We start from the raw sequence: 17,056 nt of genomic DNA, 5'->3' as shown, positions 1-17,056 counted from the left end.
TTAGAAGCTGATCGAGTAGGAGATGGTCGGGAATAGTGCCAGTTGGGTCACTTTGTATATCTCATTGGTGGCTTGGACGAAGTATTCATTGACGACTGCTTGACTGTTGGTAACGTTTTGCACATCAAATTTCAGCTCACGTGTCGTTCGGCCTTTGTTGCGTCTCGTACCTATGGCAATGTTCGCGATGAAGAGATCATCAGAACGCTCAGAAAAGGGTTTGTCATCCATACGCACTTCTTCACCTGTGGCTATAGAAGCCGCCAGATCGATGGGCGTATAGCGTTTGCCTCCCATGAGTGTAACCTTGCCATTGACGAAAAGCACACGCTTCTTGTTGGCTTGTCCGATTTTAAACTCTTTCCCGGCTAGGACATTAAAAATGTATTGATTCGCAAAAGCAGTCTCACGCTCCACGCCATCCATTGGAGTGTATAGTGACTGAAATATCGACGCAGAGCTCAGGTAGTAAAAACCCTGATGCAGATACTGCTCGAGCGTCATTTCTAGACCATAGTTTTGACCAGTCCCCTCGTTGACTAGGTCGAACTGGGTGTATAAGTCACTGATATTGATCATGGAGATTGTGCTATTGGGATCGTTTTCTACAGGGGTATCATAGAGGTATTGGTAGTAGAGTTCCGTTTTGAAGTGAGTGCGCTGACCGATGAGTTGATCATATCCGAGTACCAAGTGTGCTGCTTTTGATACTTCTAAGGATTTGTTGGGCTGGGTGTAGCTGCCATCGCTTTGCTGAAACTTCCACAGGTAGACAGCTGCACTCTCCATGCGGCTATGAATACCTGCTCCGATACTGACGGAGTTGCGTGGTGAGGTTTCCCATTTTAGCGCAGCACGTGGTTCTATGCTGTAGCTGTTGTTGAGTGCGAAATGTTGCCCATGGAGTCCGCTCGTCATGGTGAGGTCTTCGGTGATGCGGTATTTCCATGTGAGGAACCCCTGTGTGCGGTTGGTGTTGCCATCGTCATCTAGTACATTTTCGAGTCTATCCTGATCATAGTTATAGGCATTTTGTGTCATGTTGTAGTAGTGACTGTTGTTGATCACACCGATCTCAAATTTGTGCTGCGCATTCCATTTGAAACCATAGGTGACTGCCGAACGGATAAATGTCTTGCTGTAGTCCGTGTCATAGACGCGGTAAAAATCCGTCGGATCGTTGTTTTCAGGAATGTCATAGGTGTTTTGGAGTAGTGTCCCAGATACGGATACACTGGCACGCAGATAGGAGCGTGGATCGATTAGGTAGTTGTAGATCACACCTATAGTCCCCATGTTGCTCTGCATGATGGCTTTGCCTACGATCTCGTCACTGTCGTCTATGGTTTCTTCGGTACTAATCGAGCTGATGCCTCCGAGCCCAAACACAGAGAAACTATGCTTTTGATTCACGGGTAGGTTGATGTTGAAAGACATATCTTGGTATTTTGGGACTCCCCCAAAATCAATCAACCCAGTCTTGTCAATCAGCGCCAGCGATGAGTAGCGGTAGTTCATGAGGTAGGATCCATTATAGTTTGGTTTGAAAGGTCCCTCCAATGTAAAGTCCAGTCCAAGCGTACTGATACCAGCGGTATATTCCCGCTGCTCATTGTTTCCTTTTTTAAGTTTCATATCAAAGACACCAGAGAGGGCATTGCCATACTCAGGCGCAAAAGCACCACTCATGAAATCCGAATCACTGAGCATATTGCTGTTCAGGGCATTGATAGGGCCACCAGTAGCGCCATCATTGGCAAAGTGGTTAGGATTGGGTATTTCAATCCCTTCGAGTCGCCAAAGGATGCCTTTGGGGGAGTTGCCACGGACGATGATGTCGTTGTTGCCATCGGGCGAGTTGGTCACTCCTGCGAATCCTGATACCATTCGGGCAGGGTCACCAAATGAGCCTGCAAAGCGACCGGTCTCTTCCACCGAAAAAGTACGCGCACTGACGAGTGACATCTCGTTGAGTACTTCTGATTTATCCTTTTTGGCGGTGACAACTACTTCATCGAGTTTTTCGAAGGACTCTTCCATAGGGATGTCAAGGATCAGTTCTTTCGCAGAACTCACCAGTAGGTTAGGGATCGTTTTGGTTTCATATCCTATCATGGTGATGCGGAGGTTTATGCGTCCGATTGCCACGCCATCGATACGAAACTGTCCTTCTACATCAGTAACGGCTCCCTTGATAGGGTCTGTACCGAGTATAACGATATTGGCGCCTATAGCGGGAGATTTAGAGTCCTGATCTATGATCGTGCCTCTGATCGTTTGAGTAATTGGTTGGCCTAGAACTGTAGTGCTGATCATGAATAGTACGATCAATACTAGATATATAGTGTGGTGTTTGGTTGTCATTATTTTGTTTGTTTTTTGAAGGATTAGTGGTTGGTCATCGCTGGTTTTATAGGCGATGACCTATTGTGTTTTGAGAATTAAAACCTGATACCAACTGAGTAACCTACCCAAGCTTGGATTTTGTAGTTGCCTTCTTGCTCCTCATAGAAAGGGCTTTTGGCGATATCTATCGTGGGCTGATCCGAAGGTGTTAGCTCTGTTTGCGCGACGTAGATATTGAGGACTGGACCAGCAGTCACCGACAGATGTTTGAACAATTGGTATCCCATATTGATCTGGAACCTGTTGAGTAGGTTGAGTGATTCTACATTGTCTTGGTGTTTTCTGAGTTGGTGTGTGGAGAGCTCTACATTGGCGAATAGTTTGTCTTTGATATACATTTTTGATCCGAAACCGATACCGTATGACCAGATTTTGTCCTCGTTGGACTGTTCGAACTGTGTGCCTACTGTAAGAATGGAGTAGAAGTGATCTCGCCCCGTACGAAGGTTGAGGTTCCAAAGAGTCACACCCCCATATTCCACTCCTAATTCGAAGAGACCGTTCTTTTTGACGATATTGATTAACCCAACCTGCATGCCGCTAGAGACCGAATCTGCGATGTTGACCAAACCAATTTGAATACCATTGAGCTCGCTTGTCTGGTTATATATGCCAGATAGTTGTAGCCCTTGGTTTTGTACAGAGACGTTGGCAATAGCACTGATCTGCGTTCCTTGTAGTAGCGTAGATTGATTAGATAGTCCTGCGAGTTGCAGACCTTTGGTACGGAGGGAGTGGTTGTGTAGCCCACTGAGTTGCATACCGATAGTCTCTTGACTAAGGTTGCTGAGCCCAGCAACTTGAACGCCTTGTACTACTTCGGTACTGTAGTTGAGTAGTCCACCGATCTGAACACCAGTGACCGATCCTTGCACTGTATTGATCATTCCTGCTAACTGTAAGCCTTGTATATGGTTTCGGTTGAGGTTGATTAGTCCACTGACCTGTGCACCGATTGTCTGACCGCCGGTGTAGTTTAACAATCCTGCTAGTTGTGCGCCAGATACGTTCTGGCGGTTGAGGTTAAACAATGAACCAATTTCTGCACCTTTTAGTGCGTATTGATATCCTCCTAGGATATTGAGAGAGATAATGTTGGTTCTCTCAGATGACCCGATGCTGGTACTGAATCCAGGAATAAATGAGACCTGGCCGATACGTGTGTTGCCTTGTGCTCGCAGGAGGTAGTTGCTACCGATGAGGAAGAAAACTATGATGCTGATGATTTTGATATTCCTTTTCATAACTAATAACTAAGGTGTTGTTCTTTGGTTATGAGAAAGGCGAGGAGGGTTTTACCCTGACAGACTTTATAAAGTTTTTTTGATTTTTTTTAAAAAAGGGGAGTTGGCGTTCTCGCTCTGAGCGAAGAGGTCAATTCTTTTTAGAAATTGTCCTTTTCAAGTTTCCTGATGTAAAAGCTCACAGTGAAAACTTACGTCTTTGTTAACCCGCCAAATAGAGAACTCTCACATTACTGAGACAAAAACGTCAGCGTCGAACCCAATCCCCAAATGGGGCTGAGTCAATAGGCAATTAATAGTAATCAGACAGAGTTTAATTTATACTCCTTCGTCAGAGATAACTTTTAATTTGGAAGTTAGTTAATGGCGATATGTTCGCAAAGTTCGGGGATATCTGGAGTGTCATTGAAGCACTTTCACTTGCTCTTGATTGGCTTCATTTATAGATAGAGAAGTATGGGGTACTGACACATGGGGTTATTAGTATGATTTGTTAGTAATTGTTACTCTTGCCATATTTCAATGACTTTCTATTTTTGAACTCTTGTTTTTTTATCTTGCTGTTTTTGTTCCACATATCTAGAAGGAGCAATACCATAGAACTCCTTGAAGCTCGTGGAGAATTTGGCAGGGGATGAAAAGCCAGTAGCATATGCGACTTCTGAGATGCTGATCTGCTTTTGGTTGAGAAGGTCACCTGCTTGTTTTAATCGAGTATTTTTGATCAAATCTCTCGCGGATTGGCTTGTGATTTCTTTGAGTTTTCGATGAAGGTGTACGCGGCTAAAGCCGATTTCAGAAGCGATCATCTCTACATTGAGTTCGGAGTTAGCAATGTTTTCATTGATCACCGTCATGATTTTTTGCATCAGGATGTCGTCGGTAGATTGTACTTCTATTTTCTTGATTTTATCATTCTGCAGCTGATTACCGTTGTAGTTGTTTTTGAGTAGCTGACGGTTTTTTATCAGGTTTGCTACGGTTTTCTTCAGAATATCAATATTAAAGGGTTTGGCTATGTAAGCATCTGCACCTGTGTCCAGCCCTCGAAGTTTGTCTTCTTCGGTGGTTTTTGCGGTGAGAAGAATAACTGGGATATGATTAACATTGACGTTGTGTTTAATTTTTTTACATAGCGTAACCCCATCCATTTTGGGCATGACTACATCACTGATGATGAGGTCAGGTGATTTTTTAAGGATTTCAGCGTAAGCCTTTTCACCATTCATACTTGCAGCTGTATGGTAGTCTTCGGAAAATTCGCTAACGAGATAGTTTCTGATCTCATCATCGTCATCTACTATCAAGACATTGAGTTTGCTTTTGGATTTTGCTTGTTCTACTATGGGCACTATAGGTATATAGTATCTCGGAGTATTACCGTTTGATTTATTGCTGTCGGGTTCTGTTATTTCTTCTTCATTTAAGTGTTGCCGCCCCAGCGGCAGGTGGATCAGGAAGCTAGTCCCTTGCCCAGACGGGTTGAGCCCTGCTCTGATCGTACCATGATGGAGTTCTACAATTGATCGAGTGAGGTGTAGACCAATTCCAGTTCCTTCTGGGTTAGACGACTTGTCGTCGGAGGATTGGTAAAAACGATCAAAAATCCGTTCTATTTCTTCTTCATTGATCCCAGATCCTGTGTCATAAACTTCGATGGATATGTAGGAGGGTTTGTGCGTTTCATCTGTTCCTTGTTTGACATAAATATCTATCTCACCCTGATGTGGCGTATATTTGATGGCGTTAGAAAGAATGTTTTGGATTACTTTATCAAAATGGTTTGGGTCGAGATATACCAAAGTGTTTTTTGAAGCATTGATACTAAACTTAATGTCCTTTCCATGTATTTGCTCATCAAATATCAAACTGGTCTCTTGTAAAAATTGAATAATATCTGTTTCCTGAAATTTCATTTTCAGTTGCCCTTTGTCAATTTTTCTGATATCTAACAACTGGTTAACGAGCTTCAGGATTCGTTCGGCACTGCGCTGCATTATAAAATAATCACGGTGTCTTTTCTCATCGGTATCTTGTTTAATGAGTTTTCGGAGAGGATTGATAATTAGAGTAATAGGGGTTCTGATCTCGTGTGATATATTGATGAAAAACTCTAGCTTGGCTTGGTTTATTTTTTGATCCTGTTGTTGAGCTTTCATTTTTTTTCGTATTTCCAGCCGTTGGCGAAGCAAGAAATAGATAATCCAGAGTATCAAAGCTGTGGTAATAGAATATAGGATTTTGGCCCATCCAGACAGGTACCAGGCAGGGTGGATTTGGATACTTAGTGTCTTCGGCTCTGATAAGGTATTGTAGTCTTTAGATCTAACTCTAAACTGGTAGGAGCCGGGACTCAGATTACTAAAGGTAACTGTGTTGGTGCCTGGTTGAAGCCCGATCCATTTGCTGTTGTCCATGGAGTAATAGTAGTTGATCCTTTGAGGGTTACTGAATTCCATGGCAGTAAATTCGATAGTGAAGGAATTGTCGTCATGAGATAGATCGATGTGATTTGTTTCTAGTATAGACTGTTGAGTTACCTGATAGCTGCCTGATTTAGTGTTTGTATTGACAGGTTGATTGCCAAGGTAAAGGGCGGTTATATTAATTTCTGGTTCTCTGACTTTAGTTTTTATCTCATTTGGCTTAAATATGGTGATCCCATTGATACCTCCGTAATAAATATTGCCTTTTTTATCCTTGAATGAGCAGCTTTTTGCAAATTCGTTGCCCTGTAGGCCATCGTTATAGTAGTAATTGAAAAAGATGCCTGTCGAGGTGTCAAATTGAGATATTCCGTAATTAGTACTGATCCAAAGTTTATCCCCATTAGCTCTAATACCACATATTACGTTGCTTGGCAGACCATCTTCTATAGTATAACTAACCAGTTCATTAGTCGTTGGGTTAAATGATATCAAACCTTGAGACGTGCCAAACCACATTTGGCCAAACGAGTCTTCGTGCAGGGAATAAATAATCTTTCCTTTGAATTCGTCTCGAATATTGTTCAATAGCGAGAAATGACCAGAGTTTAAATCCAGGCAGCTAACACCGTCATAGGTGCCAATGTAGAGCTTGTCATCTCGGGAGGTATATAGCGAACTAACCCAATTATTGTGCAGCACACTGTTGTCATTGTTCGTAGGGTTTGGAGTAAAGGAGCTCAGTTGTGTCACTTTCATTGAATTGAGTTGGATAGAAAATATTCCTCCACCAAGTGTTCCTAGCCATAGCTTTCCGTGATTATCTTCTGTTATGAAGGTGACATTTTCTATTGGCTTGGACAAGTGATCTAAAAGTAGTTTGAACTTTTCAAATACTTTGCTTTTTCTGTTGTATAGATACAAGCCTTCTCCGTATGATCCCAACCATAAATTGTGATTAGAGTCTTCGAAAACGCTCAATACTGTAGAGGGAGAACTGTCGTACGTTTTAGAGACTGTGTATTGTTCGTTATTATCTTTACTAAGTTTATAAACACCATCACCGTCACTTCCAACCCAGAGATCTCCTGCATGGTCTTTCCACAAGGACATGATATACTTGGTTCCGATTAAATTACTTTTGATGGATTGATTACCTATGTAGTCAAAATTATTTTCGTTTGAAGGAATCAGTGCGACTCCTTTTTGAAATAAGCCAAGCCAAGTATTTCCTGACATATCTTCTAATATAGAATGTACTTTAGATTTGGATAAATCTAGGTTAGAGATTTCGAAATTGAGATTGGATATTTTTCGGGTTATTGGGTCAAAGTACTTTATTCCGTAACCATCCGTCCCTATCAGTATTTTGTCGTCTTGTTTTCGGATATTAAGCGTGACTATGGGCATGTTTGAAGGCATGCTGTTGATATGATTAAAACTATCTGATTGAGAAAGGTATTCATAAAAACCATTGTAAGTCGTACCAATGAATATTTGCCTCTTGTTGTTTTGAACAATAGCAGAAACTTCTTTGAAATCTCTAGAGTCACTGGCAAAGTAGTTGAAAGACCGTCCATCCATAGTGACTTTATAAAGACCTTCGTCATTGGTAGCAATCCATAAGTTTTGGTTTTGGTCTTCGAAAAGGTATCGGATCAGGTTGCCCGAAATTAGGTTAGGCATTTGCTTGCCTACCAATTGCGTGCTGTCCTCGTTTAGTTTGAAAATGCCAAGCCCTGAACTGCCTATCAATATATCTCCATTTTTTCGCTCTAGTATGGCCATAGTGTGGGCGTAAAAAGGAGTGCCGTTTTCAAGCAACAAGGGGATAGTAGTAAATCTATCCGTATTGTGATCATAAACTTGTAGACCATTGAAAAAGCCAAAAAATAAGTGACCCTTGCTGTCTTCAAAAATGAATTTTGAATAGTTGTTAAGTATGTTGCTATTGTTGGTCTTGTAGGTGGTGATTTTTGCACCATCATACCTGCATAGCCCATCTTCGGTTGCCATCCATATTTGACCTTTATTGTCTTGATGAAGATCAAAAATCAAACTACTAGGCAACTCAGAATCTGTAGTAAAAAGCTGGGCACGTTGGCTGTAGGTAGGACTGATTACTAAAAACAAAAAGAGAGTAACGAATAGTCTGGTGATATGAGAAAAAATCCTGTTCATTACTGTCTGGCTAATCATGCACGGGCAAATTTAACGCTAAATTAATGAGTGAGTAATATAATTTGGTAGTTAAGCATAGTGATGCGTGACGTGAACCCGAAGTGAGTTGCCTCTGACGTATGTAGAAAGACTAAAGATTGTTCTAGTGCCCCTATTCAACTAATAAATTCTAATTGAGCATGAAATGAAACGGAAAGGAACTTTTTTATAAACTTCAGAAATCTATGAATAGTACAGATACAAGATGAAATCTGTATGTAATATTTGAATGGTGGGAATAATGAATATAGAAGTATTGATTTTTAACCCCAGAAATACCGACTGATCCAAAAAAAACTTTATAGACTGATTTTAAATATGTGTGTGTTTTACGGATTTATTCCAAAAAAAGAAGGGGCTGCCCTTGCGGTGCAACCCCTAAACCAACCTAACCTAAACTTACCTTTATAATCTTAACTTTTAATTGTTAATGTTATTGCTAACACCGTGCCAAACTGAAATTAAGATCAAATATTTTTTATCTCTTTGTTTCTCTGTTATTGTTTGACAAAAGTATGACATGCATACCAAATTGCAAACTTATGACTTCTATATTATCTCTTTTTAACAAAATTTAAGGGAATCCCCTAATTTTAGGTGATAGCTTTATGTTATGGTTTACTGTAGATATTACCTAATTATACAGCAAAACTCTCACCGCATCCGCACGTACGTGTGGCATTTGGGTTTACGAACTGAAATCCTTTGCCGTTCAATCCATCTGAGAAGTCCAAAGTGGTGTCTAGTAAATAGAAGAGACTTTTTTTGTCTACGATCACTTTTACACCTTTATCTTCAAACACGTCATCTTTGTCCGTGATTTGATCATCAAACGAAAGATCGTACATCAATCCGGAACAACCGCCTCCTTTTACTGCCACACGTAGATTGTGTGACTCAGGGTGACCTTCTGTCTTTTTCAATTCTACAATTCTCGTCAACGCTTTTTCTGATACCTTTAGCATAAATTTTACTATTCAATATTATTTAGATAGAACTCTTCAGCTTGATGAAAAGTTTCATTCTCTTTGCAAAAGTAAGGATTTAATTAGAATTAATTTAAATAATTAACCTCTCAACTCGGATGAAATTAGAACATGTAGGTATTGCTGTTAAGAATCTGGAACAGAGTAATCTTCTTTTTAAGAAGCTGTTTGGACAGGCAGTATACAAGTCTGAGTTCGTTGCATCGGAGGGGGTGGAAACTTCATTTTTTCAATTGGGAGAGACGAAGGTAGAGCTACTCGAAGGGAATGACCCACAAGGGGCGATTGCTAAGTTTATAAATAAGCGGGGAGAAGGAATACATCACTTGGCGTTTGAGGTAGAGGATATACAATACGAGATTGAGCGTCTTCAGTCAGAGGGTTTTGAGTTTGTTCAAGAGAGACCCAAGGAGGGCGCTGATAACAAACGTATCTGCTTTTTACATCCAAAATCTACCAACGGGGTGTTGATAGAGCTATGTCAAGAAATCAAAGAATAACATGTCACAGGAGAAAGAAAAAAGAACAGAAATAGGAGAGATTGGTGAGTTTGGTCTAATAGATCGTATCAGTAAGTCTTTTGGACACAAGAACCCTGAGACTTTGGTAGGGATAGGTGATGATGCGGCTGTGATAGAGAGTGGGGCAAAGGTGAAACTGGTGACCACCGATATGCTAGTGGAAGGGGTGCATTTTGACTTATCATATATCCCGCTGCAACATCTCGGATACAAGTCCGTGGCTGTCAATGTCTCTGATATCGCCGCGATGAACGGCAAGCCTAAACAAATAACGGTGAGCCTGGGGCTTAGCAATCGTTTTTCGGTAGAAGCGGTGGAGTCGTTTTATGAAGGAGTAAAGTTCGCCTGTGAAGATTATGCTGTGGATTTGATCGGAGGTGATACAACATCGTCTCCGACAGGGTTGATCATATCGGTCACGGCGATAGGAGAGGCCAGTAAGGAGCAAGTTTCTTATAGAAAAAATGCTGAGGAGAATGATATTATCTGTGTTACGGGTGATTTGGGAGGTGCACTGATGGGACTGACAGTGCTAGAGCGAGAGAAGGAAGTCTTCAAAACGAATCCTGAGATGCAGCCTGATATCTCTGCTTATGAGTATATTGTCAAAAGGCAGCTCAAACCGAGTGCAAGAATGGATGTGATTTTCGAATTAGAAGAGGCAGGAGTCGTACCTACGTCGATGATTGATGTTTCGGACGGATTGGCTTCCGAGTTGTTTCATATCGCTAAACAGTCTGAAGTGGGAATTACCATTTATGAGGATAAGCTACCAATAGATGAGGTAACGTATAATACAGCTGTGGAATTTAAAATGGATCCTGTGACCTGTGTACTCAATGGAGGTGAAGATTATGAACTTCTGTTTACGATCAGTCAGACAGATTTTGAAAAGATCAAAAACTTGCCAGATGTATCAGCTATAGGCTATATCGATAAGAAAGAAAATGGCCATAAACTAGTCACCAAAGGTGGGAATACAGTGCCTCTACAGGCGCAAGGATGGAAACATTTTTAGGAAAAATGCTTATTTATTTATGCGTTTTTACTCTGTTTTTTTAAAGGATTAAAAATTACTTTTGAGTATCATTTTGAAACTATTTGATATTCTATGGATTCAGAGCCAGTCATTTCTAACAAGTCAAGAGTCTATTTAGACAAACCCTACGTAAAGGTTTTTTGGAGCCCAGAGGATAGTATATTGATGAGTAAATGGTCGGGTTTTTGTACTTTCGAAGAGATCAAAGCAGTGGGAGATCGCATCTTAGATGCAGTAACCTTTGAAGGTGCACAAAAAGTCCTCTATGATGCTAGACAGATAGAAGTACTGGATGACAATTCTCAACGATACATTTCTGGTACTTTTACTCAGGAAATGATCAGTTCGGGGGTGAAATTCGCTGCAGCGGTTTTTCCTGATGATATTTTTGCCAAATTTTCAATTGATGATATACAAAGAGATATTCAAGAACGAAGAATATCAAATGTGACCTATTTCCAGTCTATATCTAATGCCTTTAACTGGTTAAAACACAAATAGACTTTTAACAACGCATTTTCCCAATTATATTGCTTTCAAGTATACAACCAGCATTGTAATACTAATGGCATGATGTGATCAGTCCATACAACTGCATGTCATCTGATATAATTATATATGCGTAGAATTATTCTTTTCTGCTTATTACTGGTTTCTATTTCTTTTAAGTCCCTTGCTGACTCTTGGCAGGAGGCGCAACGTACGGGTGTAGCTACACTGGATTTACACTGGTATGTTTCTAAACCTTTTATCTATCAAGATGAAAAGGGGAAATTCCATGGTTTAGAGTGTGAGGTTTTAGAGGGATTTCAATCTTATGTAAAGGAGAAACATGGTATTGAGTTGAAACTAAACTGGATAGAGGCCAAGGATTTTAGCAGTATTATCGTCCAAACTAGAGATGCGAAAAATCCAAGTACCTTAGGTGTTTCGGCTTTTTCGATTACAGAGGAGAGAAAGCAGTTTTTGAAGTTCTCAGAGTCCTATCTGACCGATATCACTGTATTGGTGTCTAGTAAAGGAACTCCTATCATACATGGCTATGACGAGATATTTGAGATGATGAGTCAGATGGAAGCTGTAACGATCAAAGGTACGGTGTATGAAAATATGCTAGCGGACTTGAAACGGCGTCTTAATATTGATTTCAAAACACACTTTATCCCAAGCGATCAAAATATTTTGGATGAGATTAGTAGTCACGACAATCGTTTTGGTTTTATCGATTTACCGATTTATCTCATGTTATTGAAAAACGGAGGGGAGTTGACTCGCCAAAATTTTTTCACAGTTAAAGGAACGGGATATGGATATATCATGCCACTCCAGAGTGATTGGGATGAGCCACTAAATGAGTTTTTGACAGATTCTCTAGCTACTTCATTGATTGCTGAACTGACCTCTAAGTACATGGGGCAGGAGGTGTTTCAATTCATAGACAACTTGTACGAATATGATCAATTGGGAACTATCATTCTCACCAAAGAGAAGGAGATGCAGTTAGCTATGGTTAAAAATGCAAATATTAGATTGGAAGAGGAGAAAAACTATCGCAAGATTTTGGTGCTAGGTTTCGTAATTGTCGTACTGTTTTTGATAGTGATTGTTGTACTATACTATAATAACAACAAGAGCACCAAGACCTTGATGGTTCAAAAAGTGCAGATAGAGAAACAACAGACTGATATTAGTCGAAAGAATGAACAACTACTGAATAGAAATGTTCAGTTGCTGGCATTGAATGAGGAGAAGAATAATCTGGTGAGCATACTGGCGCATGATCTGAGATCACCGCTGAATCATATCATCGGGATATCAAATCTCCTTAGAGTGAGTGACTCTAAAATGACCGAGGAAGACCGAGAGTTTGTCACGCTCATGGATAGTTCAGCTCAGCGTATGAGTGATATGATCACCAAAATACTGGATGTAAATGCGCTGGAACAAAACCAGAGTGTTGTACTCAAAGAGCAGGTGGATGTGAGTAATCTATTGCAGGAGGTCAGTAGTCGCTACCAACCGACAGCTGCTATGAAATCGATAAGTCTAAATGTAAATGAAACAGGTATTCCTCGTTCACTTCAAACAGATCACCTACTACTCTTTCTTGTTTTGGAAAATCTATTGTCGAATGCTTTGAAGTTTTCTAGTCATGAAACTACTGTGAGCTTAAATGTTGCTTATGACGAAAAAGTCATTGTCTTTTCGGTACAGGATGAAGGGCCTGGCTTTACAGAAGAAGACAAAGAAGTAATGTTTGGAAGATTCCAAAAACTCAGTGCGCAACCTACAGGAGGAGAGACTTCCACGGGGCTTGGACTATCTATCGTTAAGAAATACGTAACTGATTTAGGCGGGAAGATGTGGTTGGAATCTACAATAGGACAGGGGAGCATATTTCATGTTAGTTTGCCTGTTTAGCCCTAAAAATAGTAACCAAAATTGATGTTGAAACGAGCCTCCCATTGGTTCGTGACGCTGGATCCTTCTGCTAATGAGTGATCAAAATCAGGGTTGAGCCATGGTTGGTTCTTACCAGCTGCAAAATCAAAATAGGAATATATATTCCCCGCAGTGACGAGTACACCAGTAACATTCATGAAGGTGTCTTCGAATCTTGTGACGGTCTTGTCTAAAAAACCAAAATCATTGTATAACTGTAAGTTGGAGACAGGCCCCCAAGAAACGGGAATGTCGTAGCTGATCCCCAAGGTGTAGGAGGTAGCTGCTGCTGCTACGAAATACGGATAACCATAGGCAGTCATCGCGATGATGTCTGTCGGTTCGCCAATTAGACCATCTGTCGTGATTTTGTAGGTGGATATTTGGGCTTTGAGATTGAGTGGTCCTGCGGTGAGTTCATAGTGAATAGCGAAGGCATACCTAGGGCTAATCGACTCGGTATCGAGGTTGTAAACTCCTCCGTATTCTGCTGAGATACCTAATTTGTTTTTTCGGGTCTCTGAACCAAATTTGTAACTTAGCTTTCCATTGACTTGATTGATTTCTTTGTTGCGAAGGTCTAATTCGCCATCTCCGTCCCAGTCTTTGGAAGCTATGTCGTAGGAGTATCTGCCATCGTCTATGTCGCTATTGTTGCCAAAGCGCAGCTCTTCTGCATTTTTGAAAAAGGCCAGTGCGTATTCCCACTGTTCGCCGATATGAGTGTATTTGAGGCCCATGTCATGGTCGTCTTCCAGCCCGACGTAGTAGTTGATGCTAAAAAACCAAGTGTGAGAGTTGTATTGCGTGATGCCAAAAGGAACCTGCGTCAAGCCCAATTGTAGATTGTTTTTATCGTTGAAGTCATAGCCAAACCATCCTTGTTTGAGCATGCCACCACCGAAATCGGGTGAATAGAGCCTGTATTCGGCGTTCAGTTTTACGCCTTTGTATTTGGCCTTGGCGTTGATACGGAATACGTCATACCCGAAATCTCCGCCACGCTTCTTTTGGGCATCTTTCCAAGTCGAGAGGTTGTAGTTGAATCGTAGCGCTCCACCGACATGGAGTTCAGGCTTGTCTTGGGCATAGCTGACAGTAGTCAAGGTCAGCAATAGACAGACCCATGCGTATGTTTTGAGCATTCTAGTGATAGCGTTAGTTGGAATCGGCAACTAAGATAATCACAGGATTCAAAATATAAACTGATTTAGCTTTTGATTTTATATTGATGAAAAGTAGAAGCTGCAGCGATGAGTAATCCGATAAACTCTCTGGTTTCTTCTATGTATGGTTTTTTGTAGACCATTTCGCCGACGATCTCATTTTTGTTGGGCTGGACTAGGTACTCGACGAACCCCGGAATGTAAAAACAAGCGATCCCGACCAACAAGATAGTGATACCTAGGAATACCCTCGGGTGAGAAAACCCGAACAGCCGCATTGCAGACACTACGGCTACTAGACCATAGATTGCGACCCAAAATAAAGGATCGGGATCATTGAGCTGCAGGTAAGCGAACGCTCCGAAAATAAGGAAGTAGAGTATGCTGATTAGTTTTGTTTTCATCAGAATTCGATTCTATAAGTGAGTATGGGGAGTAGACCGAGTTGGTAGTTCATTTCTATCTGACCTGTAACCGAATCATAGTATTGGAAGGCTTCATTTTGTCGGTTGGTTAGGTTTTGGATATCCAAAGACCATGTTCGAACAGTGTTTTTCTTGTTCTTTGCCCAAGAGATTCTTATATCAATTCGTCCATAAGGAGATAGTCTGTCGTTTTCGGGTTGATACATGCCTCCTTGATACATTCCTTTCAAGTTTGCTGAAAGTACTCTGTTTTCACCCTCGCGATTGAAAAACCATTTCTCTCCAACTGATGCGCTGAAAGAGTGTCCAAGGTTGTAGGGTAAGTCTTCTCCTTCGTAAGTGGAGTTGAACAAGGATCCTCCTATGTCATAGTAAAACAGAGGTGTCATTCCCTGAAGTCTAAGGCTGACGCCAGAGGTTTGTGCCTGAGATTGTTTGTCTGTATAGATGATGTAATCTGGAGGAGTCATACGTTTGATGACACTCACCGATGGGAAATAGTAATAGAACCCCTCTACTTGTATATTTACCTTTTTGATGGTAGTCTCGGTCGAGGCTAGGTAGCGATAGCTTTCGATGAAACCATTGGTGTAGAAGTTGTATTGAGCTTCTGCTTGCCGTGGAGTGAAATTGCTATAAGCTTGTTTGACTTGTGAGTATTTGCCTGCAGAAACACTCATTTTCATCATTCCTAATTTATAACTCACAGCTGCTCGGTAGTCATAATTGTACATTGTGGAGTTGGCGTTAAGTAGATAGTAAGTGCCACCAGTAGTGATTGACAAAATGGTAGTTGGCTGATACTCCCATAGTAGGTAAGGCGCTAGGAGCGACTGCTGATTCGAAAAATCGATAACCTGAGTACCTGTCGATTGGTATTGATGGTCATAGTGATTGAAATTGCTACCTAATTGAAAGGTGTTGTGACCAAGATTACGCTTGACTTCTACTCTGTTGGACCAGATAGCGACTTGGTTTTCGGTATTGTAGCGACTTTCTACATTGACCAAGTCTCTGAAAGTTGTTTGGTTTCTGGTTTGAGAATTGGACGAGAATAGAGAGGTGAGTTGTATGCTGTACCCATTGGAGAGGGGTAAGTTGTATTTACTTCCTATACCTCCCATTTTTTCGCGATAGGAGATGTCGGATTTATCTTTTTCGATTTCAACATCTGCAGGGCTTTTTGCCTTAAATTCATTAGAACTCAATCCTCCAAGGGCAAAGACGTTTAAAGATGCTTTGTTTTTGAGAGGTAGGTGTACGTTGAAACTTAAATCTTGAAACCCAATGACCTCTCCACCGAAATCTACGCCCATGAGTCCGAGTAGTCCAGTGAACGAATAGCGGTAGTTGGCGAGATAACTGGCTTGACTACCTTTTTTGAGTGGCCCTTCGGCGCTGAAGTCTAGTCCGATCAACGAGGCTTGTGCGGTGAACTGATGATCTCCTGCATAGCCATCTCTAAAATCCATGTCGAATAGCCCTGCTACGGCGTTGTTGTTGCTGTTGTCCATCGCTCCGATGTGGAACTGGGATCTGTCGAGCATCTGAGCACTAAGGATGTTGACGCCACCTCCAGTCGCAGCGGGTTGGTCGTTGAAGGTCCCTGCATTGGATAGATGGTTAGGATTGACGATTTCTACGCCTTCTAGTCGCCAGACGTTGAGTTCAGGAGAGAGTCCACGTACGGAGATCTGGTTGTTTTGATCGTTGGTGACCATCACGTCTGGGCTACTGAGTACTAGTCGTGCTGGGTCGTAATAGGTCGCGGCGTAGCGATTGATTTTCTCTTCTGTGATGGAAATGTTACCTGTTTCGTCACGCAAAGGCTCGGTGTTCGCCGTGACGACTACTTCATCCATTTCGTTGTTGCTACGAGCGAGCTGAATATTAAGGTAGACAGTTTTTCCAGTTTTTACCCAGATGTTTTTTTCGATATAGCGCTCGTACCCGAGGTAGCTAACCTGGATTTCGTAGAGTCCAGGGACGAGGTTCTGAAACTGAAATAGCCCTTTTTCGGTCGTGATACTACCTTTTGTCTGATGATTGAGTTCGATGGCAGCACCGATCAGAACTTCTCCGCTGATCTGATCGGTAACCTTGCCTTCGATATTTTGCCCATAAATTAATGTAGTACATAGTAGTACCAAAACTGCCGCCCCTAATGCCCTCATCTTCTAA

11 protein-coding genes are annotated in these 17,056 nt (G+C 41.4%); 4 read left to right on the top strand and 7 right to left on the bottom strand.

The features are described 5' to 3' along the window. From BGP76_RS08130 to BGP76_RS08115, 4 genes are all read right to left on the bottom strand, one after another. The gene (locus tag BGP76_RS08130; protein WP_119844245.1) at positions 1-2,364 is read right to left on the bottom strand and encodes a TonB-dependent receptor; all 2,364 of its coding nucleotides are present in this window, start codon (positions 2,362-2,364) and stop codon (positions 1-3) included. Positions 2,365-2,441: 77 nt separating this feature from the next. After that, positions 2,442-3,650: a hypothetical protein gene (locus BGP76_RS08125; protein WP_119844244.1), complete on the bottom strand. Its 1,209-nt coding sequence runs from the start codon at positions 3,648-3,650 to the stop codon at positions 2,442-2,444. 530 nt (positions 3,651-4,180) lie between these two features. Continuing rightward, a complete protein-coding gene (locus BGP76_RS08120) occupies positions 4,181-8,257 on the bottom strand; it encodes a two-component regulator propeller domain-containing protein (RefSeq protein ID WP_158584134.1) in 4,077 nt (1,358 codons plus the stop codon). Between the two features lie 677 nt (positions 8,258-8,934). After that, positions 8,935-9,261, bottom strand: a complete 327-nt coding sequence (locus tag BGP76_RS08115; protein ID WP_073124885.1) for an iron-sulfur cluster assembly accessory protein — start codon at positions 9,259-9,261, stop codon at positions 8,935-8,937. Positions 9,262-9,380: 119 nt separating this feature from the next. Here BGP76_RS08115 and mce point away from each other — a divergent pair, with 119 nt between their 5' ends. The 4 genes from mce to BGP76_RS08095 all read left to right on the top strand — a co-directional run bounded on the left by mce (position 9,381) and on the right by BGP76_RS08095 (position 13,263). Then, entirely contained in the window at positions 9,381-9,782 is a 402-nt protein-coding gene (mce, locus tag BGP76_RS08110) for a methylmalonyl-CoA epimerase (protein ID WP_119844242.1), read from the top strand. A gap of 1 nt (position 9,783) precedes the next feature. Next, a complete protein-coding gene (gene thiL, locus BGP76_RS08105; RefSeq protein WP_073124881.1) occupies positions 9,784-10,821 on the top strand; it encodes a thiamine-phosphate kinase in 1,038 nt (345 codons plus the stop codon). A gap of 93 nt (positions 10,822-10,914) precedes the next feature. Beyond that, the gene (locus BGP76_RS08100) at positions 10,915-11,343 is read left to right on the top strand and encodes a hypothetical protein (RefSeq protein WP_119844241.1); all 429 of its coding nucleotides are present in this window, start codon (positions 10,915-10,917) and stop codon (positions 11,341-11,343) included. Positions 11,344-11,460: 117 nt separating this feature from the next. Beyond that, positions 11,461-13,263 carry an ATP-binding protein gene (locus tag BGP76_RS08095; protein WP_119844240.1) on the top strand — a complete coding sequence of 601 codons (1,803 nt, stop codon included), beginning with the start codon at positions 11,461-11,463 and terminating at the stop codon, positions 13,261-13,263. A gap of 2 nt (positions 13,264-13,265) precedes the next feature. Here BGP76_RS08095 and BGP76_RS08090 read toward each other — a convergent pair whose 3' ends face one another. The 3 genes from BGP76_RS08090 to BGP76_RS08080 all read right to left on the bottom strand — a co-directional run bounded on the left by BGP76_RS08090 (position 13,266) and on the right by BGP76_RS08080 (position 17,049). Further along, positions 13,266-14,429, bottom strand: a complete 1,164-nt coding sequence (locus tag BGP76_RS08090; RefSeq protein WP_119844239.1) for a hypothetical protein — start codon at positions 14,427-14,429, stop codon at positions 13,266-13,268. Positions 14,430-14,494: 65 nt separating this feature from the next. Next, positions 14,495-14,854: a transmembrane 220 family protein gene (locus tag BGP76_RS08085; protein WP_119844238.1), complete on the bottom strand. Its 360-nt coding sequence runs from the start codon at positions 14,852-14,854 to the stop codon at positions 14,495-14,497. Continuing rightward, positions 14,854-17,049 carry a TonB-dependent receptor gene (locus BGP76_RS08080; RefSeq protein ID WP_119844237.1) on the bottom strand — a complete coding sequence of 732 codons (2,196 nt, stop codon included), beginning with the start codon at positions 17,047-17,049 and terminating at the stop codon, positions 14,854-14,856. The genes BGP76_RS08085 and BGP76_RS08080 overlap by 1 nt, the downstream gene beginning before the upstream one ends. Positions 17,050-17,056: the final 7 nt, after the last annotated feature.

The organism is Reichenbachiella sp. MSK19-1, from assembly GCF_003590315.1.
GTDB lineage: Bacteria > Bacteroidota > Bacteroidia > Cytophagales > Cyclobacteriaceae > Reichenbachiella > Reichenbachiella agariperforans.
The sequence above is the reverse complement of the archived record's forward strand: the minus strand, read 5'-3'. Positions and strand labels throughout refer to the sequence as shown.

What these genes read in the sequence shown, in the direction of transcription:
- BGP76_RS08115 (WP_073124885.1), bottom strand. Translation starts at nt 9,261, where the DNA reads ATGCTAAAGGTATCAGAAAAAGCGTTGACGAGAATTGTAGAATTGAAA.
- BGP76_RS08085 (WP_119844238.1), bottom strand. Translation starts at nt 14,854, where the DNA reads ATGAAAACAAAACTAATCAGCATACTCTACTTCCTTATTTTCGGAGCG.
- mce (WP_119844242.1), top strand. Translation starts at nt 9,381, where the DNA reads ATGAAATTAGAACATGTAGGTATTGCTGTTAAGAATCTGGAACAGAGT.
- BGP76_RS08125 (WP_119844244.1), bottom strand. Translation starts at nt 3,650, where the DNA reads ATGAAAAGGAATATCAAAATCATCAGCATCATAGTTTTCTTCCTCATC.
- BGP76_RS08120 (WP_158584134.1), bottom strand. Translation starts at nt 8,257, where the DNA reads ATGAACAGGATTTTTTCTCATATCACCAGACTATTCGTTACTCTCTTT.
- BGP76_RS08080 (WP_119844237.1), bottom strand. Translation starts at nt 17,049, where the DNA reads ATGAGGGCATTAGGGGCGGCAGTTTTGGTACTACTATGTACTACATTA.
- BGP76_RS08090 (WP_119844239.1), bottom strand. Translation starts at nt 14,429, where the DNA reads ATGCTCAAAACATACGCATGGGTCTGTCTATTGCTGACCTTGACTACT.
- BGP76_RS08100 (WP_119844241.1), top strand. Translation starts at nt 10,915, where the DNA reads ATGGATTCAGAGCCAGTCATTTCTAACAAGTCAAGAGTCTATTTAGAC.
- BGP76_RS08095 (WP_119844240.1), top strand. Translation starts at nt 11,461, where the DNA reads ATGCGTAGAATTATTCTTTTCTGCTTATTACTGGTTTCTATTTCTTTT.
- BGP76_RS08130 (WP_119844245.1), bottom strand. Translation starts at nt 2,364, where the DNA reads ATGACAACCAAACACCACACTATATATCTAGTATTGATCGTACTATTC.
- thiL (WP_073124881.1), top strand. Translation starts at nt 9,784, where the DNA reads ATGTCACAGGAGAAAGAAAAAAGAACAGAAATAGGAGAGATTGGTGAG.